The sequence below is a fragment of the Mucilaginibacter conchicola genome, assembly GCF_003432115.1.
Taxonomy (GTDB): Bacteria; Bacteroidota; Bacteroidia; order Sphingobacteriales; family Sphingobacteriaceae; genus Mucilaginibacter; species Mucilaginibacter conchicola.
Window position 1 is genome coordinate 970685 of the sequence record NZ_QWDC01000001.1, and the last position, 24916, is coordinate 995600.

Here is a 24916-nt window from a genome sequence, read left to right on the forward strand (position 1 = left end):
CTTTTATAATTGTGATGATACCCGCCTTTGTGCGGGTATTATTATTTTGCAACGTTTACCGGCTTACGAGAGTCTTGTATTTACATGATGAAAAAGTTTATTTGGTTTATCCTTCTGTTTTTCGCCCAACAATCTGTTGCACAGTATAAAGATCAATTGTCTGCAAAGGTTTCTGTGGCTATCAATGCAAATCTCGAAACCTATTTCTTCGCCGAGCGCCTTGCCGTAGAGCATATCAACAATATTGTTTTTGACCAAAAGGGCGGCGACTATGATCACCAGCCTATAGTGCATTTCGGGTATCAACATTTTAGCCCTAATGTAAATAGTCCGGTTATCATAAGGATCTCAAAACTGATAGAACAGGTTAGAAATACCTATTACGATAATGGGCCTATCCTGAATTATCTCATCAATCAAAAGGAGTTCCCGGCCACGGGCGCATTGTACAGTGAATTGCCTGCAGACCCTGCCCATCCCGAAATTAAACCTGTTTTGGCAGAACTTACCGATAGCTTGCGCAGCTTTTACAAACAAGCCAACGTTGGTGCTTTTCTTGCAGAGAATGCACGTTTCTATAAAGGCGCTATATATGAGTTTGCAAAAGATGTGGATGCACCGTCGTTTCCGGCACTTGAGAAATGGCATGGCAAAGCATTTAGCCAATACCGCGTCTTTTTAACGCCCGGCATGCCCGTAACAAAAGGCGAAGACAATTACCGCGGCTTTGGCCCGAGCATTATGTCTCCCGAAGGGCTTATCCCGGGCATGATCACCAGCTCTGACAAAATGTTACCATTGATGCCCTCGTTGGCCCAATATCAGCAATTTGGTTTCGATAATCCCAACGTTACACATTTTTTAACAAGGCATGAGATGGGGCACTCATTCGTTAACCCGCTGCTTGATAAATACCGGACTCAGATAGTCGGGGATTCTGTCTTGTACACCCCTCAACTTAAAGAAATACTTGCCCCTCATTATATTAACGATTGGTTTGTATGTGTAACCGAGCATCTGGTGCGCCTTGCCGAGATCCGTACGGCGGTATCCATGAAAAGTTTTAAGGAAGCTGAGCGTTTACGTAAATTCCATATCTACGAGGAAAAGTGCGTGCTGCTGCCCCTGCTCGAAGTAAAGATAAAGCAGTATGAAAGCAACAGGAAACGCTACCCAACCTTTGAAAGCTACCTGCCGCAACTGGTTGCTTATTTCCACTCGTTAACGCCTGAGATGATTAATGCGCAGATAAAGAAATACAAGTGATCTAACGACGCTATGGTTGCAAAAAGCATTCAAAAGCCCTTTTGGAACCTTAAAATTGCCCGTTAGACGCAGCTTTTTATTAAATTGCCCACTATGGGTATCAGCGAAATCATATCTATCACCGTAGTACTGGCCGCTTTATTTGCTTACGTAAATAACCGCATTATTAAATGGCCGCCTACCATCGGCATTATGGTCATATCGCTTGGTTGCTCTATCATTTTTGCAGTGGTGGGCAATTTTCATCCTATAGTTTCTGAGAAAGTATTGCGTTTGGTTGATTCTATAAACTTCAGGGATGTACTGCTGAACTTTATGTTGAGTTTCCTGCTTTTTGCGGGCGCCATCCATATTGATACCGATCAACTGCGTAAAGAACGCTGGCCGGTACTTGCACTTTCAACCATCGGCACTGTTATCTCAACTACGGTTGTTGGAACTGCTACCTTTTACCTATTCGGGCTTTTTGATATTCATATCCCATTTATTTATTGCCTGCTGTTTGGTTCGGTAATTTCACCAACAGACCCCATTGCTGTTTTGGCGATATTAAAAGAAGCAAAGATACCTTCATCACTCGAGCTAAAAATCTCCGGCGAATCATTATTTAACGATGGTGTAGCCGTAGTGATATTTGTGACCTTGTTAGATGCTGCTGGCACAGGCGCTGCGGTTGATGCACTTTCGGTAGCCAAATTATTTTTACAGGAGGCTGTTGGCGGCGTGCTATTTGGTGCAGTATTAGGGTATGCAGGGTATTACGCATTAAGACCTATAGACGATTACAAAGTTGAGGTTTTAGTAACCGTAGCTATTGTAATGGGTGGATATTTTTTAGCGGGGCTGCTACATGTATCAGGCCCGCTGGCTATGGTTGTGGCCGGTTTACTTACCGGCAACAAAGTTAAGCGCGAAGCAATGTCAAACGTTAGTCGCGATTATCTGGGCAAATTTTGGGAACTGGTTGATGAGATATTAAATGCTATACTTTTTATGCTGATTGGGCTTGAAATGCTCATCATAAAAATAGACACCACTATTTTAATTATCGGCGGTATATCTATATTGGTGGTATTAGCTGCACGTTGGCTGGCCGTATTTGTGCCGATAAGATTGCTGAAATTTAAGATAAAGTTTGAGCGTAATGCCATAGCCATTTTAACATGGGGTGGTTTGCGCGGCGGGCTTTCTGTTGCGCTGGCCTTATCATTGGGGCCGCAAATGTACCGCGAAGAGTTTGTGCTGGTTACCTACATCATTGTGGTGTTTTCTATACTTGTACAAGGACTTACTATTGGCAGTTTCACTAAAAAATTATTGCGCCAACCCGCCTAAGCAAACAAACCAATTACCAATTTATTGAAACAAAACCACAACTACGGGGTGTTATAAGCTAAAGTTCACCGCAGTTATAATTTAAACCCGTGGCGTTTTGCGGGTTAAATGTTTACATAATGAAGTTAACCGGCACATCTATAAAAGCAGCATTTCTGCTGTTCTTCAGCATCATAATTTCTACCGCGGCATTTACGCAGGCACCCACTTTAAAGAGCGATTCGGGCCAAACCATACCGGATACTTTGCTTTTTAGGATACAACGGGCGCAGGCAGCTATCACCGAGATCAATGCATCAAACAAAAAAGGTTATGCTACCGGCAATACGCGACAATCATTATCAGATATTAGGCAGAATATAGCGCCTATTAAAGCAGATCTGACCGCCACCGGAAGGGTTATCGAACCAAAAACATTAACCAGTTATGACCTCATTTTAAAAACCTCACAAGATAATTTGCAGGGCCTGCAGGATAAACTATCTAAAGCCAGTAACGATCTGCAGCGGATGGCCAACGAGGTGTTAAACCTAAGCAAGGACTCGGTTTTAATGGTGCAAGCCAATGATACTACCGCCCGGAAGTTGTATAAAGATCAACTGATCGACATAAAAGTTCGTTTGCAAAACGCGGGTAAACTTACTACCGCAAACCTTGATACGGTAAGCCGTTTACTGGCTGATGTATCGGCCTCAAACCTGCAGATAACCGAACTGCAGGCCAATATCAGCGACAGGATGCAGGTATCGGGCAAAAGCGCACTGAGGAAAGAATCGCCGTATATATGGGCGGCCCCTATCGATAATAAGGATGAGGATGTGGGCGAACTGCTGTCATCATCCATTCGCGGGCAAAACAAGATACTTGGCTATTTTATCAACTCTACCTGGGATAACCGCATTCTCGTGATTCTTTTTGGCGGCGTGTTCTTTTTGTGGGTGTTCCTCAATTATCGCAAGGCCCAAAAGCCCGATCTGAAGCAAAACCTCGGCACGCTTGATTTTAAATATATCAGCGCGATGCCTGTTATCCCTGCATTAATAGTGATGCTCATTATCACCCCGCTGTTTGAGCCTGATTCACCTTCGCTTTATATCGAAATTATTTCTTTTGGCATACTCGCCCTGCTCACTATTGATTTTTGGAAAAAACTGGAGCCCAAACAGCTGCGCCAATGGCTGTACATAGTGGGGCTATACATTTTGGTGATGGCAGTAACCGCCACCGTGCACGATGCTATTTTTGTACGCCTGTTGCTGATAGGTGTTAACGTGGCCTCATTATACATTGGTTACCGCTTCTATCAGAAACTAAAAGAGATCAATTTTAAAAAAGGTTTTATTAAGCCGGTATTGTATGTTTTCTTCTACCTCAATATTATGGCTATTATACTCAACGTATTTGGCCGTATAAGCCTGGCCAAAATATATTCTATCACCGGCATTGTTGGTCTTACGCAGGTAATAGGTCTGGCCATATTCATCCAGATACTAACGGATGCTTTGGAGCTGCAGATCAAGATAAGCTCATGCAACGGGGGCATATTCTCAAGGTTAGATGTTTCCAAAACCCGCCAGTCTTTTCAGCGGATGCTATCGGTTATTGCCGTAATACTTTGGCTGCTGGTATTCTTTATCAATTTGAATGTGGCGGGTGGCGTGTTCAGTTTCTTCCACCAGGTGCTGGTAAAAGAGCGTGTATTTGGTACGCTTAAATTTACGCTGGGGAATGTGCTGTTCTTTATTATCATCGTCTACGTATCCAACATCCTGCAGAAAAATATCGGCGTGTTGTTTGGCGAAAAAACAATCGGCTACGCCAATAACAAGGTAGAGCACAAAAGTTCTAAACTCACCCTCTTCCGCCTCGTAATTGTTTTATTGGGCTTACTGCTGGCCTTTACGGCATCGGGCATACCAATGGATAAGCTTACGGTAGTTTTGGGTGCGTTGAGTGTAGGCATTGGCTTAGGTATGCAGAACATTGTGAACAATTTTGTATCGGGCATCATCCTCATATTTGAGAAACCTTTTGAAATTGGCGACTTTATTGAACTGGCCGATAAAAAGGGAAAGATCCAGGACATTGGTATCCGCTCAAGCAAAATGCTTACGCAATACGGCTCCCAGGTAATTATCCCCAACGGCGATCTGCTCAGTAACCGTTTGGTGAACTGGACGCAGGGAGCATCGTACGTAAAATCAGAACTGATATTTAAAGTAAACATTGCTACAGATATCAATGCCCTCACCAAGATTATTGAAGACCAGATAAGCAAAACCGACCATACGGTAAAAAACATGTCGCCCGAGGTATTGATCAATGCCATAACTGCCGACTCGATGGAGATAAAAATACTGATTTGGGTAACCAGCGTTTATGTTGAGCCTGCCTTTAAGAGTAAATTATTGCTTGATCTGATGCCTCGCTTTACAGACGCGCAGATAAAAGTGATGTAATCAAGTGCGCGTGAGGCTTTAAGGTAGTAGTTGTAGCAACAGGTGCTGTTTTTGGCGCAGCTAAAGTGCTGATGTCGTCAAAATAGGTTTGCGCCAGGGCTGCCCAGCTTAACTGCGAAATATGTTTAATGCACTCAGTAGCAAAGTGGTGGGCCAATGGCTTGTTATCGAGCAAGGTTTCCAGCTTCTCCGCATAGTCGTCAGCGTCGAAAGGGCTGCACCTGAAACCGTCTTTGCCATGCTCTACAAAATCTTTTGAACCACCGCCGTCGGCCACTACACAAGGCAATCCTGAGGCCATTGCTTCGGCAACCACATTACCGTAGGTTTCTGATACCGAAGGGAACAGGAATACATCAGCAGATGCGTAAAGTGAAGCCAGCGAATGATGATCTACTGTACCCGTAAAAACTGCATGTTTCATGCGTTTTTCGCATATCTGGCGCGCACTGCCATCACCCACTATCAGGAAGTTTACCTGCCTGCCACGTTCTTGAAATTTTTCGTAAATGGCTATCAATGTCTCCAGGTTTTTCTCCCACACCAACCTGCTGGCAAACATAATAGTAGGGTTTTGATTGCCGGTTAGGCGCTCAATAACGCGCTTGTCGCGGTTAACGGGGTTAAACAGATGCGTATCAATACCACGTTTCCAAAGCTGCATATTATTATGCGTTACCCCCATATCTGCCAACTCTTGCTGTATACTGGTTGATGGTACATAAACTTTTGCGCACCGGTTGTAAAAGCTTTTATGGCCTTTTGCAATACGCCGTTTAATAGGGTTAACCAAAAAAGGCGTAAATTTAAAATAGTACTTAACGTATGATATAAAGTGCGTATGGTAAATACTAAGCACCGGCAGCTTGTTATCATCTGCATAAGTTAGCGCAAAATTACCAAGGTACGATGGTGTGGAAATATGAATAACCTGTGGTGCAAAGTGTTTTAACTTTTGATTAAGCTGGGCATTAACACGTTTTGGCAGGGCAAGCGAATAACCGGCATTAACAGGGATATTGATATAAGGCACTCTAAAAGTATCAAAGTTGCCTATGGCATTGGGGCCCGCCCCGTAGATAAATAAATACTCGAATCGAGATGTATCGATCCGGTTGATGAGCTGGTACATGGTACGTACGGCGCCATCAAAGTCTTCTGCCAATATATCGGCAAAAAACGCCACCCTTATTTTGTTCAAAGAAAAAGCCCTTTCAGCAGTATATTATAACGAATGGGAGTGCTGGTGCTTGCTTTTCAGTCTTGAACGCATAACGCGGCGGTGCGCATCTTCTTTCTTTACCGGTACACGGGAAGCTGCCCAGATAACCAGTCCGGCTATCAGAAGCATTACAAGATCAAGTGATGAGTAGCCCATTTCCATTGGTTTTATGTTATAATACAAATCTACCCGCTTAGTTTAAGGCTAATGTTAAAGCCACATTACCAGATAAACAATTTTCGGCCGAAAGTTAATTTTTATGTTAAGAGTTAATATTACTCTTCGTAGTTGTACTATTAAATGTTGCGTTCTAAGTAAATTAACAATACCTTAGTCGCGCATCTGTTTATAAAACGCCTGCTTGTTCTTTTTTGTTTTCCGCTTATTACGGAAAATCATAGCCCTTACCTTATTTTTTAAAAGCAGATCTACTGTACCCGATTAATTTTGTAATGGATAAAAGAAAGAATTACGATTCGGATTTCTGCGGAAGTCTGCCCCTTAATCATATCAACGTAATACAAGCCTACGGCTACCTGCTGGTGTTAGACAGCGATACGCTGGATATTATACAGGCCAGCGAAAACATCAGCGCACTGCTTAATAAACCTGCCAGCCAGTTGGTTAACACCAATTTTGAAGACTATGCCAATATTGCCGCAATCAGAAGCTTACAAGAGCAAGTTGGCGACAGCATAAAAGATAAAGTACCTGTAACACTTACTTTGGGCATAACTAAAGTGCAGGCTTTGGTACACTTTAAGCCTGGCTACCTCATACTGGAACTGGAGAAACCTTCTTCATCTGCCGAGCGCAGTTTCAGCAACGTTTTTGAAGAAGTAAAATATGCCATGGCCGCCATTGAGCAGGCCGATACCGTTGAGCAGGTAAGCCAGATTGCGATACAGGAGCTGCGCAAGCTTACCGGTTTTGACGGCATTATGATGTACCGCTTTGATGCCGACTGGAACGGCACCGTTATAGCTGAAGAAAAAGTACAAAACAAAGGTTTGGAAAACTATATGGGCCATACCTTCCCTGCATCTGATATCCCAAAACAGGCACGCCAGCTATATCTTAAAAACGCATACAGGCTAATCCCCGACCGTGATTTTACGCCGGTGCGCCTCTACCCTGTCATCAACCCAAAAACAAACGCGTTTATTGACCTTAGTGATTGTAACCTGCGTGGTGTTGCTGCGGTGCATATTGAGTATTTGAAGAACATGAATGTACAATCAAGCATGTCGTTCAGGGTGATACATAAGGGGCAGCTTTGGGGGCTTATAGCCTGCCATCACCTTACACCGCGCTATTTAAGCTTTGAGCTTTGCAGTGTTTGTGAGCTGATATCAGCTGTTGTATCAAACAAAATTACCACCATACTGTATAAAGAAAACTTTGAGTTTGAGGCTGATCTGCAAAAGAAACAAACTGCGCTTATTGCACAGGTTTATGCAGAAGGTGACCTGCTTGCAGGGATAATAGATAATACCGAGCATAATTTAATGCACCTGCTTAATGCCGGCGGCATAGCAGCATCAATAAACGGAAAGCTATATAAAGTAGGTAATACGCCGGATAATGGCTTTCTGGATAATATGATACTGTGGCTACAGGGTAAGAATATCGACAAGCTGTTTGTTACAGATCATTTCTCGTCAATTTATGATGAGGCTTTGCCTTATGCTGATGTGGCCAGCGGCGCATTGGTGATGCCCGTTAACAGCGATGCAGGCGACTATATCGTAGCTTTTAGGCCCGAGGTAAAACAAACCATTAAATGGGGCGGTGATCCTAACCAGGCTATAAATTTTGAGCCGGGCAGCAAAAACTACCACCCAAGAAATTCGTTTAAGCTTTGGCAGGAAACGGTGCACAACACCGCCGAGGCCTGGACAAAGGAAGAACTGAGTGTGGCAGAGGGCATGAGAAGTTTTATTTTTGAATTTACAACACTCAACGCGTAAATAATAATTGTGAAGGACAGCAGGACACAGTTTCCGGAAGAAAGAACACTTGAGCATTACATCATTGCTATCGGCGCATCTGCCGGTGGCCTTGAGGCAATACACGAGTTTTTTGACCACATGCCTGCCAACTCGGGTTTTACGTTCGTGGTAATACAGCACCTGTCGCCCGATTATAAGAGCCTATTGGTTGAACTGGTTTCCAAGCACACCCACATGAAGGTGTACGAGGCCGAAAACAACATGACCCTGCAGCGCGATTGTGTTTACATTATCCCCAACAAAAAATTGATGACCATTAAAGGTCATAAGCTTCGCCTTGCAGATAAGGTTGCAGATAAAGCGCCCAACACAGCTATTGATCATTTCCTGTTTACGCTTGCTAAAGATAAACGGGATAAAGCTATCGCTATCATCCTATCGGGCACCGGTACCGATGGCACCAAAGGTATTGAGGCGATAAAAGAGTGTGGCGGTATGGTTATAGTACAGGAGCCATCTACTGCTAAGTTTGATGGTATGCCTAACAGCGCCATCACATCGGGCAACGCTGATTTTATTTTGCCCCCCGATGCCATGCATGCCGAGGTACATAACTATGTAAATCAAAATCATAAGCCACCGCTTGAAGCAACGCACCCGGATGATGGCTTGATGAACGAAATTTTCAATCTGGTGCACAACGGCAGCGGCCAGGATTTTAACCTGTATAAAACGCCAACCATATTAAGACGTATTGACCGCCGCATGGTTGCTGTTGATGCCAAAAGCCTTAAAGAGTACGTTGACCTGCTAAATGATAAACCTGCAGAAGTAAAACTGCTGGCCAAAGATTTTCTGATCAATGTAACTAAGTTTTTCCGCGATAAGCCTGCTTTTGATATTCTCGCTAAAGATATCATCCCTAAGCTGGTTGAAACCAAAAATGACGGCGAGGTACTAAAAGTATGGGTATGCGCTTGCAGCACCGGCGAAGAAGCTTACTCTATCGCCATCCTCATTAATGAGGAAATGCAAAAAACCGGCAAAAAAATAGAGCTGAAGATCTTCGCTACCGATGTAGATGATTCGAGCATTGAGATAGCATCGCGTAACAGTTACCCACTAACTATTGCTAAAGAGGTACCTGCCAATCTGCTGAAAAAATACTTTGTAAAAGAGGGTAAAAATTACTCGTTAATACCTACAGTGCGCAGGCAAATTGTGTTTGCAAAGCACAATGTTATCAAGTCGCCGCCATTTATAAAGAATGATCTGGTAACGTGCCGCAACATGCTCATTTATATGAACAACCTGTTGCAGCAAAAAGTACTTTCAACCTTCCACTACTCGCTTAATAAAGATGGCTACTTGTTTTTAGGCTCGAGCGAAAATGCATCAAGCCTTAAAGATGGCCTTACCGAGATAAGCGGAAAATGGAAGATCTTCCAAAAAACAGGCACTATAAATTATGGCCTGCACCACACCTATACATCGGTAACACCCCACCTAAGGTATGCTGATAGCAGGAAGCTATCTTTTCAAAATAACGAATCCTCGCGCTCAATCGACGAGGAGTTCCGCGACCTTGTTCTGGAAGAATTTGGCACCGTTGGTATTTTTATTGATAAAACCTACATGGTTAAAGAAACCATTGGCAACTTTAACCAGTTTTTGAGCCTGCCCGATAAAAAGCTTGATCTGAATATCCTTAACATGCTAAGCAAGGATATATCAGTAGTATTAAACACCGCTATCCGCAAGGCTTGGAAAGAGAATAAAAAGACACATCTTAACCGTGTGCGCTTTAAACGTGGCAAAGATGAAATATTATTGCAGATAACGGTTAAACCACCAGATACGCGCTCGCCTAACGGCTACACGCTACTTATGTTTACCGAGGCTAAAGCAGAACATCAGCCTAAGGATGGTATTGAATTGCCACCTGCAGGCGAACATCAGACCGAGTACCTGATGGAGATGGAAGCCGAACTGAGCGAAACCCGCGTAAATCTGCAAATGGCCATCGAAGAGATGGAGACCACCAATGAGGAGTTGCAATCAAGCAACGAAGAGTTACTGTCGGCCAACGAAGAGCTGCAATCAGGCAACGAGGAGCTACAGTCGCTTAACGAGGAACTGCACACGCTTAACACCGAGCACCAGCTAAAGATCCGCGAGTTAATAGAGCTGAATGATGACCTTGATAATTATTTCAGGAGTACGGATATAGGCCAGATATTTATTGATGCCAACCTGCGTATCCGTAAGTTTAACCCTGCAGCCATCAAAATGGTGAATTTGATAGAGGCTGATATTGGCCGCCCTATTAACCACATCTCCAGCAATATTAAGTACGATAACCTCATTAACGATATTCATACCGTGCTGGCCCGCGGGCAGGTTATTGAAAAAGAGATAGAACTAAACAATGGGAAAAACAACCTGATGAGGATAATGCCCTACGTCAGGAAAGATAATAACGCCGACGGCGTGGTGATATCTTTTGTAGATATTTCTGTTATCACCCAGTTGAATAACATCATTAATGGGGTATTCAACGCCAGCTCGGCAGCTATACTGGCGTTTAAAGAGGTACGCAATAGCAACGGAAAAATAACCGACTTTAATTGCATATCATATAACAGCGCGGCACTCGATCTTTTGAAAAAAGATGCCGAGGCAATGGAACGCCACCCATCGCTAAAAGATTTTCCTGACCTGGCCAACCTGGTAAGTTTTGACCAATATGTAAAAATTGCAGGCGGCGCAAAAGCCCTTGAAACGGAATTAAAAACGGCCGAAGATCTTTGGTTCCAGGCAGTAGTGGCAAAAATGAACGATGGCTTTGTGATGAGCCTTACCAATATTACTGAACGCAGACGGGCCGAGCAAAGGCTTAAACAAAACTATAACGAACTGATACACGCCCGCGAAGGCCTGCGTAATTTAAACAACGACCTGGAGCAGCGCGTGCTTGACCGTACCCGTGAACTTAGCGAGAGCGAGGAACGCTTTAAACTGGTATCAAAAGCAACTAACGATACCATTTGGGACTGGAACCTGGCCACCAATACCATGTGGCGCAGCGAGAATTTCACAACTATGTTTGGTTACGAAATGAGCGATGATATCGCCAACGTAAACTACTGGTTTGAGAAGATCCACCCTGATGATCGTGAACGCGTGCAGAAAGGCATTTACGAGGCCATCAATACCAACCAAAAGCAATGGTCGGCAGAGTACCGTTTCCTTAAGGCTGACGGGCATTACGCCACTATTTTAGATCGTTGCAACATTCTTGAGGATGAGTTTAAAACCCCGTACCGTTTGGTAGGGTCTATTATTGATATAACCCGCCTCATAGAGACCGAAAAACGCCTTGACGAAAGCGAGAGCAAGTTCCGCAAGGTGTTTGAAAGTAACATGATAGGTATGGTGTTCTCTAACATGGATGGCCGCATTATTGAAACCAATGATGCTTTCCTGAACATGCTGGGCTATACACAGCAGGAAGTTGAACTCAACCCGCTTAACTGGAAAGAAATAACACCGGAAGAATACCATGAGGTAAGCTTCTGGGCTGTAGCACAACTGCAGGAATATGGTGTTGTAGCACCTTTTGAAAAGCAATATCGCAAACGCAACGGCGAACGCCTTTGGGTATTGATGGGTTCTGCGGTACTGATGCAGGATGATACCCCTATTAATGCAGTAAGCTACATTATCGATATCACTAAGCAGAAACAGGCCGAAAGCCGCCGCAAGGAATTGCTGCACCTGGTTAAAAAACAACAAGACGAGTTCTACAGTATTTTTACCAATGCCCCTGCCCTTATTACCATTAAACGCGGCCCCGAGCTGATATACGAATTTGTGAACAAAGCTTTTGAAAAGTTTGATGGGCAAAAGAGCTACCTGGGCCGCAAAAGCCTCGATGTTCATCCTGAAATGAAGGATTCTGAGTTGTTCAAAGTAGAGCGCCATGTACTTAAAACAGGCAAAACGATTGTTAAAAATGCCTTTAAGGTAGATCGTTTTGACCATAAGACCGGCGAGAAGAAAGATTGTTGGTTCGACTTTATCTACACGCCTGTTTTTGCCGAAGATGGCAGTGTTGATGGCATCGCCTTCTTTGGTTTTGATGTTACCGACCTGATAAAAGGCCGCCAGGCAGCTGAGGAGCTGATGCAGAAAAAAGACGAGTTCATGAGTATTGCCAGCCATGAATTAAAAACGCCTATCACCAGCATAAAAGGTTCCTTACAGATCCTTAAACGCATGGTAGATAAAACAGCTGCCAAAGATCCAACGCTATCAACGTTTATCGAAAAAGCAAATAAGCAAACCGGTAAACTCACCACGCTGGTTGAGGATCTGCTTGATGTTACCAAGATACAAGAAGGTAAAATGGTACTTAACTATGCTGAGTTTGATGCCGCCGCCATGGTAAAAGAATGCCTTGAGGAAGTACAAACCCAAAACGCCACACATAAAATTGAGTTTAAGGCCGATTGCGAAATGCGCGTACACGCAGATAAAGTACGCCTGGAGCAAGTAGTAACCAATTTCCTGACAAACGCCATAAAATACTCGCCCAAGGCTGATAGAGTGATCATTACCTGCGATATTGAGGGCAAAAACTTTAAGGTAAGTGTAAAAGACTTTGGTATAGGTATCCCCGATGATAAAAAAGACTTCCTGTTTGACAGGTTTTATCGTGTACAGGAATCATCCAGCCATTTCTCGGGCCTTGGCCTTGGTTTGTACATCTCTGCCGAGATCATCAAACGCCACAAGGGTAAAATAGGCGTTGAAAGTGTGAATAACGAAGGGTCGACCTTTTGGTTCACCATACCGATTAAAGAAAAAGTTTAGAACACGTAAAACCCTCTACATCAACGCACCCAAACAACCATAGGTAGTGTTTAATTTGTAACAATTGCCTTACTTTTTTATATAGATGTGTACAAATAACACATTTATGTATTAACTTCGCAATAAGCGAAACCAAATCTGCCGGTTTCTGTTTACAGGATGTTTCAAACAATGCTAAAAAAGTGGACCACATATTTACTTTGCGCATGGCTCATCAATGCTTTGGTGTGCTTCCATCCTACCAATCCGTTTGAAAACCACAGCTTTGGCGAAGAATGCAATATCAGCGAGTGTTTTAATGACGATACGCTGCTGGCTTTCCTCATCAATTATCCGGGCAAATGCAAAAAAGAAGATCAGGCGCAGCATAAAATAAATGTTCGCAGCCGTTACACCACCAGTAACGAGTTTAACTTTATTGCCAACCTGCCCGTTGCAGAGATATTTACCTGCACCAACTTTGTAAAATATCTGCGCATAAGCAGCTATAGCTTTTTTGAACATCGTACCTTTTCCCTTGCCCAGTACCAACACCTCTTCAGGTTAAGTCCTTTTTGATATTGCTGTAAATATCACCTAAGCTGCCTTATGCAGTTTTAACGCTTTGCGGTGCAAACCGCTTTACAACATCATTTACAGCACGATCATCAATGAGAAAAATATTTGCGCCGGTATACGCTATACTGGCAGCTTTAACCATATTTATATACGGTTGCGCAGGCGGTAATGCCAGCGATAAGAAAAAAGACGAGGCACCGGCCTTCCCGGTTTTCACCCTTCAGCAAAAAGATACGGTACTGCAAACCGGCTACGTGGCCGATATACAGGCTATCAAGAACGTTGAGGTACGTACCCGCGTTAAGGGTTTTATTGAAAAAATATTTGTAGACGAAGGTATGGCCGTTAAAAAAGGCCAGCTTCTGTTCAAAATAAACGACGAGGAGTTCCGCGTAATGCTGAGCAAGGCCAAAGCTGCGCTAAGCAACGCCAAAGCAGCAGCACGTGCTACCGAAGTAGAGCTGGAACGTATTAAAATACTCGTCAACAAAAACGTTGTCGCCAAATCTGAGGAAGACGTTGCGCTGGCAAAACTGAACGCAGATAAAGCCACTATTGAGGAAGCCCAGAGCGCCGTACAAAGCGCTAACAACCACATTGCCTACACCAGCCTGCGTGCCCCGTTTGATGGTATTATTGACCGCATCCCGCTAAAAGCAGGTAGTTTGGTTGAAGAGGGTGCACTGCTTACCAACATAAGCGATATTACGCAGGTATTTGCCTACTTCAGCTTCCCCGAGAATGAGTACCTTCGTTATGAACGCGCACGCCGCGATGCTACCAGCAAAGACGATGAACAGGTAAAACTGGTATTGTCTGATGGCAGTAAATACAAGTTTCCGGGTAAGATAGAAACCGTTGAGGGACAAATAGAACAGAGCACGGGCTCTATCGATTTCCGTGCGCGTTTCCCAAATCCAAATAAATTACTGAGGCATGGTGCATCGGCCAAGTTGTTCATCACTACAGGGATGGACAGCATTATACTGGTGCCGCAACAAGCCGTATTTGATATACAGGACAAAAGCTACGTTTACACTGTTGACGCTGCTAATAAATTACACATGCAGGCATTTGTGCCCATCACCCGCTTATCAAGCTATTACGTGGTGAAGGATGGCCTTAAACCGGGCGACAGGATATTGCTCGAAGGCGCACAAAACGCACGCGACGGCATGACCATCAAACCGGTTGCCCCGCCAAAAAACCTGCTTGCCATGAAAGCGCAGGACGAATAAGGTCTTTCCTTTTTTTGTGTAATTATTAGATAGCTTAAACATGTTTGATGTATTTATAAAACGACCGGTGTTATCACTGGTTATTTCCCTTGTAATAACCCTGTTGGGTGTGCTGGCGCTGATACAGCTGCCGGTTACTCAATTCCCTGATATTGTGCCGCCATCTGTAACGGTAACGGCCAACTACACGGGTGCCAACGCCGAGGTTTGTGCCAAGGCCGTTGCCACCCCGCTTGAGCGTGCTATTAACGGCGTACCCGGCATGACCTATATGAGCACCGTTTGTAGCAACAACGGCTTAACGGTTATCGAGATCTTCTTTAACGTAGGTATCGACCCTGACCAGGCTGCTGTTAACGTGCAGAACCGTGTCTCCACTATTATTGATGAGTTACCCGAAGAGGTTATAAAAGCCGGGGTAACTACCGAAAAAGAGGTGAACAGTATGCTGATGTACCTTAACGTAATGAGTAAGGACAGCACGCTTGATGAAAAGTTCATCTACAACTTTGCCGATATTAACGTACTGCAGGAACTGAAAAGGATAGATGGTGTGGGCCGAGCCGAGATCATGGGTGCCAAAGAATACGCTATGCGCGTTTGGCTGAAGCCCGATCGCATGTCGGCCTATCATATCTCAACTGATGAGGTGATCGCTGCCATCCGTGCGCAGAACGTTGAAGCCGCACCGGGTTCTACCGGTCAAAGTTCTGATAAATCGCCGCAGTTGCTGCAATATACACTGCGCTATCCGGGTAAATTCTTTGAGCCGGAGCAGTATAAGAACGTAGTATTGCGTGCCGATAGCAGTGGTACGGTATTAAAACTTTACCAGGTAGCCGATGTAGAATTTGGTGCCTTAACCTACGGGATGATCTCTAAGACAGATGGCCGCCCTTCGGCATCTATCATGATCAAACAACGCCCCGGTTCAAACGCGCGTGAGGTAATTAACAACATCAAAAACCGCATGAGCGAGCTGAAGGAAACGCAGTTCCCATCGGGAATGGAGTACAATGTTAATTATGACGTATCACGCTTTTTGGATGCATCTATCCATGAGGTATTGCGCACTTTAGTTGAGGCATTTATACTGGTGTTTATTGTGGTGTACCTCTTCCTGCAGGATTTCCGATCCACGCTGATACCGGCGTTGGCCGTACCGGTGGCTTTGGTGGGTACGCTGTTCTTTATGCAGGCGATGGGTTTCTCTATCAACCTTTTGACACTTTTCGCACTCGTCCTCGCTATCGGTATTGTGGTGGATAACGCCATTGTGGTGGTTGAGGCCGTGCACGTAAAAATGGAAGAAGAGCATCTGTCGCCGATGGACGCTACGTTGAGTGCCATGAAAAGCATCAGTGGTGCCATTGTGGCTATTACACTGGTAATGTCGGCTGTGTTTGTGCCCGTGGCATTCATGACGGGGCCTGTGGGCGTATTCTATCGGCAATTCTCATTAACGCTGGCCATCTCCATTGTTATATCGGGTGTTAATGCGGTTACCCTTACCCCGGCGCTTTGTGCCATTATGCTTAAACCGCATGACCCTAACAAGCAATCTAAAGGGCTTTTAGGGCGCTTCTTTAAAGGTTTCAACAAACGCTATGATGGCGTACAGAACAAATACTCAAGCCTGATCACCCGTATAGCCGGTCGAAGGGCAGTCACCGTTGCCATGCTGTTGTTCTTCTTCGCGGCTACATGGGGCTTGAGCGCTATTTTGCCAACCGGCTTTATCCCAACCGAAGACCAGGGCGTTATCTATGCCAACATTACTACCCCGCCGGGTGCAACGGTTGAGCGTACGGAGCAGGTTATGTCGGCCATACAGGCGCAGAGCAAAACCATTCCTGATATCGAATCGGTATCTACCCTATCGGGTTATAGCCTGGTGAACAGTGTTGCCGGTGCATCTTATGGTATGGTGATGATCAACCTGAAACCATGGGAAGAGCGCGATAAATCCATCACCAAAATAACCGAGGAGTTAACGCAGAAAACTAAACACCTTACGGATGCATCCATCCAGTTTTTCCCGCCGCCAACGGTGCCGGGCTTTGGTAACTCCAGCGGTTTCGAAATCCGAGTACTGGATAAAACCGGTACCGGCGACCTGCAGAAAACGGCATCGGTAACCAATAAATTCCTTGCCGATCTGAACGCTACCGACCAGGTAGATGGTGCCTTTAGTAGCTTTGATGCCAATTTCCCGCAATACATGATCTCGGTAGACCAGGTAATGGCGGCCAAGAAAGGCATCACGATAGACGAAGCCATGTCTACCCTGCAAACATTGATGGGTAGTTTCTATGCATCCAACTTCATCCGCTTTGGTCAATTGTATAAAGTAATGGTTCAGGCTTCGCCTGAGTTCCGTACTAAGCCCGAGGACGTACTGCAACTGATGATCAAGAACAAGCACGGCGAAATGGTGCCCTTCTCTACGTTCATCAGCATGAAGCGTGTTTTTGGCCCCGAGCAGTTAACCCGCTACAATATGTATACATCGGCCATGGTTACGGGCGATGCTGCGCCGGGCTATAGTAGCGGCGACGCCATCAGCACCATTAAAGCTGTTGCCGAAAAAAGCCTGCCAAAGGGTTACACCTTTGAATGGTCGGGTATGACGCGGGAGCAGATCCTATCAGGCAGCCAGGTGATCTACATTTTCATCATCTGTCTGATATTCGTATACCTGCTGCTATCGGCACAATACGAAAGCTTCCTGCTGCCTATCCCGGTTATCCTTTCATTGCCTACGGGTATTTTCGGGGCGTTCTTTTTCCTGAAGATCTTAGGTCTGGAGAATAATATCTACGCACAGGTGGCACTGGTAATGCTCATCGGTTTGTTAGGCAAGAACGCCATTCTCATTATCGAGTTTGCCGTACAGCGCCAGCGCGAAGGATTGACCGTTTTACAAGCCGCTGTTGAAGGTGCTGTATCCCGTCTGCGCCCTATCCTGATGACATCCCTTGCCTTTGTAGCTGGTTTAATACCGCTTTGTATTGCCAGCGGCGCGGGTGCCTTGGGTAACCGTTCTATCGGTACAGCTGCTGCCGGGGGTATGCTCTTCGGTACCATTTTCGGATTGATACTTATCCCTGGCTTGTATGTGATATTCGCCTCGATGGGTGGTAAAAAGAAGAAAACGGCACCACAAGTGGCCCATGTTATTGAAGTTCCTGAAAACGTAAATTAAAATGCACGTCAAACAATCAACTACACATAAATTGGTTTTCATCCTGCTGCTGGTCATAGCAGCGGGGTGTAAAACCTTTAAACCTATCGAGCCGAAAACAAATGAACCCCTGCCGGAGACATTTGACGGCAACACCGATACACTAAGCGCTGGTAATATGCCTGCCGCCAATTTCTTTAAAGATGCCCGTTTACTAAAGCTGATAGATACCGCGCTGAAGGCAAATCCCGATCTGCAATCGGCCCTGCAGCGTATTGATATGGCTGCGGCTAATGTGAAATACAACAAGTCGTTGCAACTACCTAAGCTGGACTTTAATGCCCGCGCCGGGTTAGAACGCTACGGCGACTACACCATGAACGGCGTAGGTAATTACGATACCAACCTATCGCCCAACATTAATGATAAGCAGCGTATTCCCAACCCTACTGCCGACCTTTTTGTAGGCTTCCGCGCCTCGTGGGAAGTTGACCTTTGGGGTAAGCTGAAGAACCAGAAGAACGCCGCTCTGGCGCGCTTTCTGGCATCGCGCAGCGCCTACCGGTTGCTAACGACCGAGCTTACCGGACAGATAGCTACGGCTTATTACCAGTTGTTAACGCTTGAGGTTGAACAGAACATCATCAACAAGAACATTAAACTGCAGGAAAACGCACTGGAAATTGTAAAAGTGCAAAAGCTTGGCGGCCGTGCTACCGAGTTGGCCGTGCAGCAGTTTGAGGCACAACTAAGTCATACCCGCGGCTTGCAATTTAGCACATCGCAGCAGATCACCGAGGCGGAGAACCAGTTGCGCCTGTTATCGGGCACTTTTAACGGCACCATTGAGCGCGATACCTCATTGCTGACACTCACCATGCCCGAGAAGCTAAAAACCGGTGTACCCTCGCAAATGCTGCTTAACCGCCCTGATGTAAAGCAGGCGGAGTTAGAGCTGGCTGCTTTGAATGCTGACGTTAAAAGCGCAAGGGCTGCATTCTTTCCGTCGTTGACGCTATCACCGTACACCGGGTACAATGCTTTTAAAGGCGCGTTGCTGTTTAACCCAGGCTCGGCGGTTTATGGTTTACTGGCCGATCTGACTGCGCCGGTATTGAACCGTGGCCGTGTGAAAGCCGAGTATGAATCGCGCATAGCGCAAGGTAAAGAGGCGCTTTTCAATTACCAGAAAACGGTGCTGAACGGCTACCAGGAAGTAATGAACAACCTGAAAGGTATGGATAACTACAGCAAATACTTCGACCAGAAAAAACTGGAAGTAAGTGCCCTTAAGAACGCCGTTAACGTAGCAAACGACCTTTACGTGGTTGGCCGTGCCAATTACCTTGAGGTGATCACCGCCCAGCGCGATGTACTGACCGCCGAGCTTGAACTGGCCAACATTAAGAAAGATATTTTTATCAGCGAGATAAACCTGTACCGCGCATTAGGTGGCGGCTGGAGATAGATTTTTTTCTCTACTCGTGTTTTAATGATAGAAGCCGTGCATCGCGAGGATGTGCGGCTTTATTATTTCTATCAGGATGGGTTTATGCTGCTAAGATCCCGCGCAGGCGATTAAAGTTCTGCTCATTGGCTGGCTCAACAAACTGGCGCACACGCGCCAGTTCTTCCGCATCTTCAAACGTCATAGTAAAGGTTACCTGGGTTTCTTCGCCTTTATCATCCAACTCATAGCTGCCTCTGAAGTTATGCCCATCCTGCAAATGATCGAACACAAATTTTTCGGGTTTGCTGATCTCCACAAAACGATGGTTGCAGTCAAAGTTATACCCGTCGGGGCTGTGCATGGTAAATTTCCATTCCCCGCCGTTCACAAAATCGAACCGGTAAAAGATATTGGTAAAACCATCCGGTCCCCACCATTTGGCCAGTACGGCTGGATCTTCAAAAGCTGAAAAAACTTTCTCGCGGGTGTAAGGGAATGTTTGGCTGATGCTTATCGTATTGCCCATGGTATTAAATATTTGATTTCGCTTTAATGCCTCGCAGATAAACCGCAAGTTTGTCCACGTTCTCTTTCTGGCCTTTTTTAGCGCCGTATTTTTTGGCTACGTCAATAAATACCTCAACGCTATCAAACAGCATGTGCCATTTTATTAAGGTTTTATCGCCCTGTGCTTCAAATTCAATGGTGGCAACAATATGCGGGTATGAGGTATGGTCATACACGATCTTTTTCATCGGCACCACCTCTTTAAATGTGCTTTCGTTGGGGTAATCGGTACCATCCGGGCCATGCATGGTCAATATCCATTCGCCATCGGGCTGCATGTCCATTTTATCAATGGTAGTGGTAAAACCGTTAGGCCCCCACCATTTGGCAATGTGCTCAGGCTTCGTCCATACTTCCCATACCAGATCAACGGGCGCGTCTAAAAGGCGCTCCAGGTACAATTCTCTGTCTTTAGTGTTGTTCTCCATGTCGTTCCTGTTTTAGTTTGGCTAAATATTTTTCTAATGAATCTAACTTACTCTCCCAATGCTGGCGGTACTGGTCAACAAATGCTGATACCTCGCTCAGTTGCTCCAAACGTGCTTCGCATACCCTGTCTCTCCCCTGCTTTTTAACAGCAAGCAAGCCGCAATCATTCAAAATTTTAATATGCAGCGAAATAGCCTGTCGGGTTACGTCAAACTTTTCGGCAATGGCATTTACATTTTGCGGTTGCGTGGCTATCATGTTAATGATGGCGCGGCGGGTGGGGTCGGCTATGGCCTGATATACGTCTCGTCTGGCTTCCATTATGCAAGTATATGCTTGCAAATATATAAGCAAGTATTTACTTGCGCAAATTTTTATGCAATAAAAAACGCCGCAAGGTTTTTGCGGCGCTCATACTGTTATTAATACGCCCTCTTAGCCAGTGAGCCTGTTTTTTTATGCCATAAAAAGTATGAAGCAAGTATCAATGCAAGGGTTACTATCAAAAATGCCAGGTTTTGCACCGGGTCTCCTGCCGCAACAAAAAGAAACATAGCCCCTAAAATATCGAAAGTAAAACCGGCGTAAGCCCATTCTTTTAACCGCGCAAAGCCCGGCGTTAAAATGGCTACAATACCTAATATTTTAAATACCGCCAGGAAAGGCATTATCTTAGGAGTGATACCAATGTGGGCCATCATTTTATCGCCCTCGGGGTTGTGCTGGAAGCTCATTACGGCCGAGAAGCCCATCATCAGAAGAAACAATACAGTACAGATCCAATACGCGATGTTTACCGTTTTCATATTACTTAGGGTTTTGGTGTTGATTAAAGTTAGCGTTTATGTTGTGTACTGCAAAGTTAATGCTGCTAACCTTTTGGATAGCGTGCAATTATGACAACTTAAGGGTGCAATTGCGACATAATTTATCATCCATACCCCTACCCAACGCTTTTGATATCAATAAATTAAAACTAAATTTACGTTCATGAAGAAACAAACTGCGGCCAAAGGCCCCGTTGCCGATACCGCTATGCTTATACGCCGGCCGGTGAACAGGGTTTTTGATGCCTTTATCGATCCTAAACATACCACCCAGTTTTGGTTTACCCACAGCACCGGTAAACTGGAAGAAGGCGTGGAAGTAGAATGGAAATGGGAGATGTACGGCGTAAGCAGTAAAGTTAAAGTACTCACAATTGAGCGCAATAAACGCATTGTGATAGAATGGGGCGACGAGAACCCTACCCTTGTTGAGTTTACGTTTACCCATTTAACCGATACGGCAACTTTTGTACAGATTGTAAACTCGGGCTTTAGCGGCACTAAGGATGCACAGATCACGAGTGCCATGGATTCGTTAGGTGGTTTTACCTGGGTGCTGGCGGGTCTCAAGGCATGGCTGGAGTTTGGCGTAAAGCTTAACCTGGTTGGCGACCGCTTTCCGCAGGGAAAGTAAGCACAGCGTTCTAAAACATTTATCCGTTTTAATGTTTATCTGTTATTTACGACTAACAAATGAGCTACCAAACCCAGCTGGACCAGGTTAAACAACACGTACTATCGTACTTTGCAACGCACAAGAACAAGAAACTGGTTTACCATAACCTGCAACATACCGAAGATGTGGTTGCCGCAGCTACGCAAATTGCCAACCACTACCAGCTAAACGATACCGATTTTTTCACAGTTATTGCTGCCGCCTGGTTCCATGACGTAGGTTATCTGGAAAGCCTGCAAGACCATGAGCAACACAGCGCTAAACTGGCCGGAGAATACCTGCGCACTATTGAAATTGAACAACCCGTTATTGAACAGGTTGAGAAATGCATAATGGCAACCCAAATGCCACAGCAGCCGCAAAGCTTTTTGGAACAGATAATTTGCGATGCCGATCTTTTCCATTTTGGCACAGCAGATTTTGCCGATAAAAGCAAAGCCATGCGCCAGGAAGTGAACACTCTTTACGGCAAAGACATCAGCAAGCACGACTGGCGCCAGAAAACCATCCGCCTGATGGAGCAGCACCATTACCATACCGATTATTGCCAGTTGTTGCTTGAGGCCGAAAAGCAGCGCAACCTGCTATTGCTGGTAAAAAAAGAAAGCGAATGGAATGTAGAAAACCCAAAAGAGGCAAAGAAAGAAGCTAAAAAGGAAAAGAAAACAGAACCTGTAGTCGACAAAAAAGAAAAGGAAAAGAAAGAGGAGAAACAGGATAAAGGTGTGCAAACCATGTTCAGGGTAAGCTCTACTAATCATCAGCGATTGAGCGATCTGGCGGATAACAAGGCCAACATCATGATCACCGTGAACTCCATCATCCTGTCGGCCATCATCAGTTTATTGTTGCGAAGGCTTGAGGATTACCCCTACTTTGTTATCCCAACTATCATCATCATTGGTATAAGTTTGGCAGCTATGATATTTGCCATACTGGCTACCCGTCCATCCATCCCTGACGGGAAATATACACAGCGTGATATTGACGAGCGCAAGGTTAACCTACTGTTCTTTGGTAATTTTTACAGCATGAGCCTGGATAATTACCGCACCGGCATGCACAAAGTAATGCACGATACCGAATATCTGTACGATAGCCTCATTACCGATATTTATGCGCAGGGCGTAGTACTGGGCCATAAATACCGGCTGCTGAGGTACTCTTATAACATCTTTATGTTTGGGCTGGTGATATCTGTTGTTGCGTTTTTGGTGATGGCCGTTATGAACATGAAACATTAAGCAAACGGCAAGGTTGATTACTGATATGCGCTTTAAAATCCATCCTATTATTTTTCTTTTTTCATTTATAATTATCGCCCTAAGTGCCTGCGATGGTGTTTTAAAAGGTACCAAAGTGGAAAGCCCCGCAGGCTACGATCTGAGTAAGCCGGAAAGATTCAGGATGCGCGAAAGCTTGCTGGAGATCTCGGGTATTACTTTTCACAACGGCAATCCCGAAACCATTTATGCCATACAGGACGAAGATGGCCGTGTGTATCATTTCCGCCCCGGCGATGATAAGCCTGCCTATACCCACTTCAATAAACAAGGTGATTATGAGGATGTGGCTATCCTTAACAACAACGTCATCGTGCTAAAAAGTAACGGCGTTTTCTACAGTTTCCCGCTGGCTAACGTTAAGCAGGAAGAACAGACCGATGTGAACGAAATAAAAGATCTGCTGCCCAAAGGCGAGTACGAAGGCCTGTATGCCGATGGCGATAAGCTTTATGTGCTTTGCAAGGATTGCGGCGGCAAAAAATCGGGCAAAATAGATGGCGGATATGTTTTTACAGCTAAGGGCGATAGTTTAACCCAATCGGGCACGTTTGGTATTACTATGCAAAAGCTGACCAGGAAGAATGGTAAAGAAGATCAGTTTAAACCATCTGCCTTAGCAAAAAATCCTTTAACGGGTGATTGGTATATCCTATCGGCCAATAACAATATGCTCGTGATAACCGATGGACAATTTAATGCTAAAGCCACCTACGATCTGCCTGCGTCAAAATTTTTGCAGCCCGAGGGAATTGCTTTTGATAAACAGGGAAATCTTTATATCTCAAACGAGGGTGACGAACTGGAGAACGGCAACATCCTCAAGTTTGCTTACAAGTCATCAGCAAAAAAATAGCTATTTATCTTCTAAACTTTTGGCGTAAACGCGGTTGTTGCGGTAAAACCATTTCTGCAGTTTCCAGCTCAGATAAGCCGTTCCCGAACCTACAATGATGCCGCCCAAAACATCGCCGGGGTAATGCGCCCCGCGGTACATTCTGGAGTATGCCGTGGCTCCCGCAAAAGCGTAAGACGGCGCTATTACATACCATTTAGGGTACGATAAGCTCAACGAAGTAGCCAGCGAAAAAGTAGTTGAAGTATGACCTGACGGGAACGAATAACCCGAGGTTTGCCCCTGTAAATGAATATAGCCCGGATTAGAAAGGAACGGGCGCTGCCTTTGGATAGTATTCTTTATCCCGCTTGTTATCAACCCGTTAGCTAATAAAGCAAAACCCGTATGCAGGGCATTCTTTTTCAGATTTTCATCGTGGCTTAGGCTGCCTACCGCAAACATAGCAAACGGCGTGGCTACCGATATAGGTATAGCATTGTTGGTCACAAACCGCCATGTGCCGCTTTCGCCCTGGTTTGGGTTGATGGAAGCCAATAGCTTCGCATCCCAGTTTTGAGCTAAGCAGGTTGATACCGATAAAAATAGCAGTGCAAATAGTAGTCTAAATCTCATTAAAGGGTAATCAATAGTAAGCTAAACAAATACTACTGTGATAAATTAGCCTAAGGGTTTATGGAAAGCTATAACGCTTTGTGGTACTGTATATTATACGGGTATCCGCAAAAAATAGTTATAG

Annotated in this window: 19 protein-coding genes; 12 read left to right on the forward strand and 7 right to left on the reverse strand. The window is 45.0% G+C overall.

Features of this window, described 5'->3' with window-relative positions; all coding sequences use genetic code 11:
• Nucleotides 1-87: 87 nt before the first annotated feature.
• From D0C36_RS04255 to D0C36_RS04265, 3 genes are all read left to right on the forward strand, one after another.
• Entirely contained in the window at nucleotides 88-1266 is a 1179-nt protein-coding gene (locus tag D0C36_RS04255) for a DUF4932 domain-containing protein (protein WP_158557071.1), read from the forward strand.
• A 93-nt stretch (nucleotides 1267-1359) separates the two neighbouring features.
• Nucleotides 1360-2601 carry a cation:proton antiporter gene (locus tag D0C36_RS04260; RefSeq protein WP_117390315.1) on the forward strand — a complete coding sequence of 414 codons (1242 nt, stop codon included), beginning with the start codon at nucleotides 1360-1362 and terminating at the stop codon, nucleotides 2599-2601.
• Nucleotides 2602-2720: 119 nt separating this feature from the next.
• A complete protein-coding gene (locus D0C36_RS04265; protein ID WP_117390316.1) occupies nucleotides 2721-5060 on the forward strand; it encodes a mechanosensitive ion channel family protein in 2340 nt (779 codons plus the stop codon).
• Here the strand turns inward: D0C36_RS04265 and D0C36_RS04270 are convergent.
• On the reverse strand, nucleotides 5032-6261 hold the full coding sequence (locus D0C36_RS04270; RefSeq protein ID WP_117390317.1) for a glycosyltransferase family 4 protein: 1230 nt from the start codon (nucleotides 6259-6261) through the stop codon (nucleotides 5032-5034). The genes D0C36_RS04265 and D0C36_RS04270 overlap by 29 nt on opposite strands.
• A gap of 24 nt (nucleotides 6262-6285) precedes the next feature.
• A complete protein-coding gene (locus D0C36_RS24470; protein WP_158557072.1) occupies nucleotides 6286-6444 on the reverse strand; it encodes a hypothetical protein in 159 nt (52 codons plus the stop codon).
• A gap of 290 nt (nucleotides 6445-6734) precedes the next feature.
• Between D0C36_RS24470 and D0C36_RS04275 the strand changes: the two genes are divergently transcribed.
• From D0C36_RS04275 to D0C36_RS24750, 6 genes are all read left to right on the forward strand, one after another.
• Entirely contained in the window at nucleotides 6735-8252 is a 1518-nt protein-coding gene (locus D0C36_RS04275; protein WP_117390318.1) for a GAF domain-containing protein, read from the forward strand.
• A 9-nt stretch (nucleotides 8253-8261) separates the two neighbouring features.
• On the forward strand, nucleotides 8262-13109 hold the full coding sequence (locus D0C36_RS04280) for a chemotaxis protein CheB (RefSeq protein WP_233524407.1): 4848 nt from the start codon (nucleotides 8262-8264) through the stop codon (nucleotides 13107-13109).
• 171 nt (nucleotides 13110-13280) lie between these two features.
• On the forward strand, nucleotides 13281-13667 hold the full coding sequence (locus tag D0C36_RS04285) for a hypothetical protein (protein WP_117390320.1): 387 nt from the start codon (nucleotides 13281-13283) through the stop codon (nucleotides 13665-13667).
• Nucleotides 13668-13759: 92 nt separating this feature from the next.
• Nucleotides 13760-14905, forward strand: coding sequence for an efflux RND transporter periplasmic adaptor subunit (locus D0C36_RS04290; RefSeq protein ID WP_117390321.1), 1146 nt, complete (start codon nucleotides 13760-13762; stop codon nucleotides 14903-14905).
• Between the two features lie 40 nt (nucleotides 14906-14945).
• Nucleotides 14946-18110 carry an efflux RND transporter permease subunit gene (locus tag D0C36_RS04295; protein WP_117390322.1) on the forward strand — a complete coding sequence of 1055 codons (3165 nt, stop codon included), beginning with the start codon at nucleotides 14946-14948 and terminating at the stop codon, nucleotides 18108-18110.
• A gap of 1 nt (nucleotide 18111) precedes the next feature.
• Complete coding sequence (locus D0C36_RS24750; protein ID WP_117390323.1) at nucleotides 18112-19557, forward strand: efflux transporter outer membrane subunit; 1446 nt, start codon at nucleotides 18112-18114, stop codon at nucleotides 19555-19557.
• An 82-nt stretch (nucleotides 19558-19639) separates the two neighbouring features.
• Here D0C36_RS24750 and D0C36_RS04305 read toward each other — a convergent pair whose 3' ends face one another.
• From D0C36_RS04305 to D0C36_RS04320, 4 genes are all read right to left on the reverse strand, one after another.
• Complete coding sequence (locus tag D0C36_RS04305) at nucleotides 19640-20065, reverse strand: SRPBCC domain-containing protein (RefSeq protein WP_117390324.1); 426 nt, start codon at nucleotides 20063-20065, stop codon at nucleotides 19640-19642.
• Nucleotides 20066-20069: 4 nt separating this feature from the next.
• Nucleotides 20070-20534, reverse strand: coding sequence for an SRPBCC family protein (locus D0C36_RS04310; protein ID WP_117390325.1), 465 nt, complete (start codon nucleotides 20532-20534; stop codon nucleotides 20070-20072).
• A complete protein-coding gene (locus D0C36_RS04315) occupies nucleotides 20518-20856 on the reverse strand; it encodes an ArsR/SmtB family transcription factor (protein WP_117390326.1) in 339 nt (112 codons plus the stop codon). The genes D0C36_RS04310 and D0C36_RS04315 overlap by 17 nt, the downstream gene beginning before the upstream one ends.
• Before the next feature lie 101 nt (nucleotides 20857-20957).
• The gene (locus D0C36_RS04320) at nucleotides 20958-21341 is read right to left on the reverse strand and encodes a DoxX family protein (protein WP_117390327.1); all 384 of its coding nucleotides are present in this window, start codon (nucleotides 21339-21341) and stop codon (nucleotides 20958-20960) included.
• A 184-nt stretch (nucleotides 21342-21525) separates the two neighbouring features.
• Between D0C36_RS04320 and D0C36_RS04325 the strand changes: the two genes are divergently transcribed.
• From D0C36_RS04325 to D0C36_RS04335, 3 genes are read left to right on the forward strand one after another with little or no spacing between them, the layout of a single operon-like run.
• Complete coding sequence (locus D0C36_RS04325; RefSeq protein WP_117390328.1) at nucleotides 21526-21996, forward strand: SRPBCC family protein; 471 nt, start codon at nucleotides 21526-21528, stop codon at nucleotides 21994-21996.
• Between the two features lie 59 nt (nucleotides 21997-22055).
• Nucleotides 22056-23282, forward strand: coding sequence for a Pycsar system effector family protein (locus tag D0C36_RS04330; protein ID WP_117390329.1), 1227 nt, complete (start codon nucleotides 22056-22058; stop codon nucleotides 23280-23282).
• A gap of 25 nt (nucleotides 23283-23307) precedes the next feature.
• A complete protein-coding gene (locus D0C36_RS04335) occupies nucleotides 23308-24177 on the forward strand; it encodes an SdiA-regulated domain-containing protein (protein ID WP_233524408.1) in 870 nt (289 codons plus the stop codon).
• Here D0C36_RS04335 and D0C36_RS04340 read toward each other — a convergent pair whose 3' ends face one another.
• Nucleotides 24178-24792 (reverse strand): phosphatase PAP2 family protein, encoded by a 615-nt coding sequence (locus D0C36_RS04340; RefSeq protein WP_117390330.1) that lies wholly within the window; start codon nucleotides 24790-24792, stop codon nucleotides 24178-24180. It abuts the gene before it with no gap.
• Nucleotides 24793-24916 lie beyond the last annotated feature (124 nt).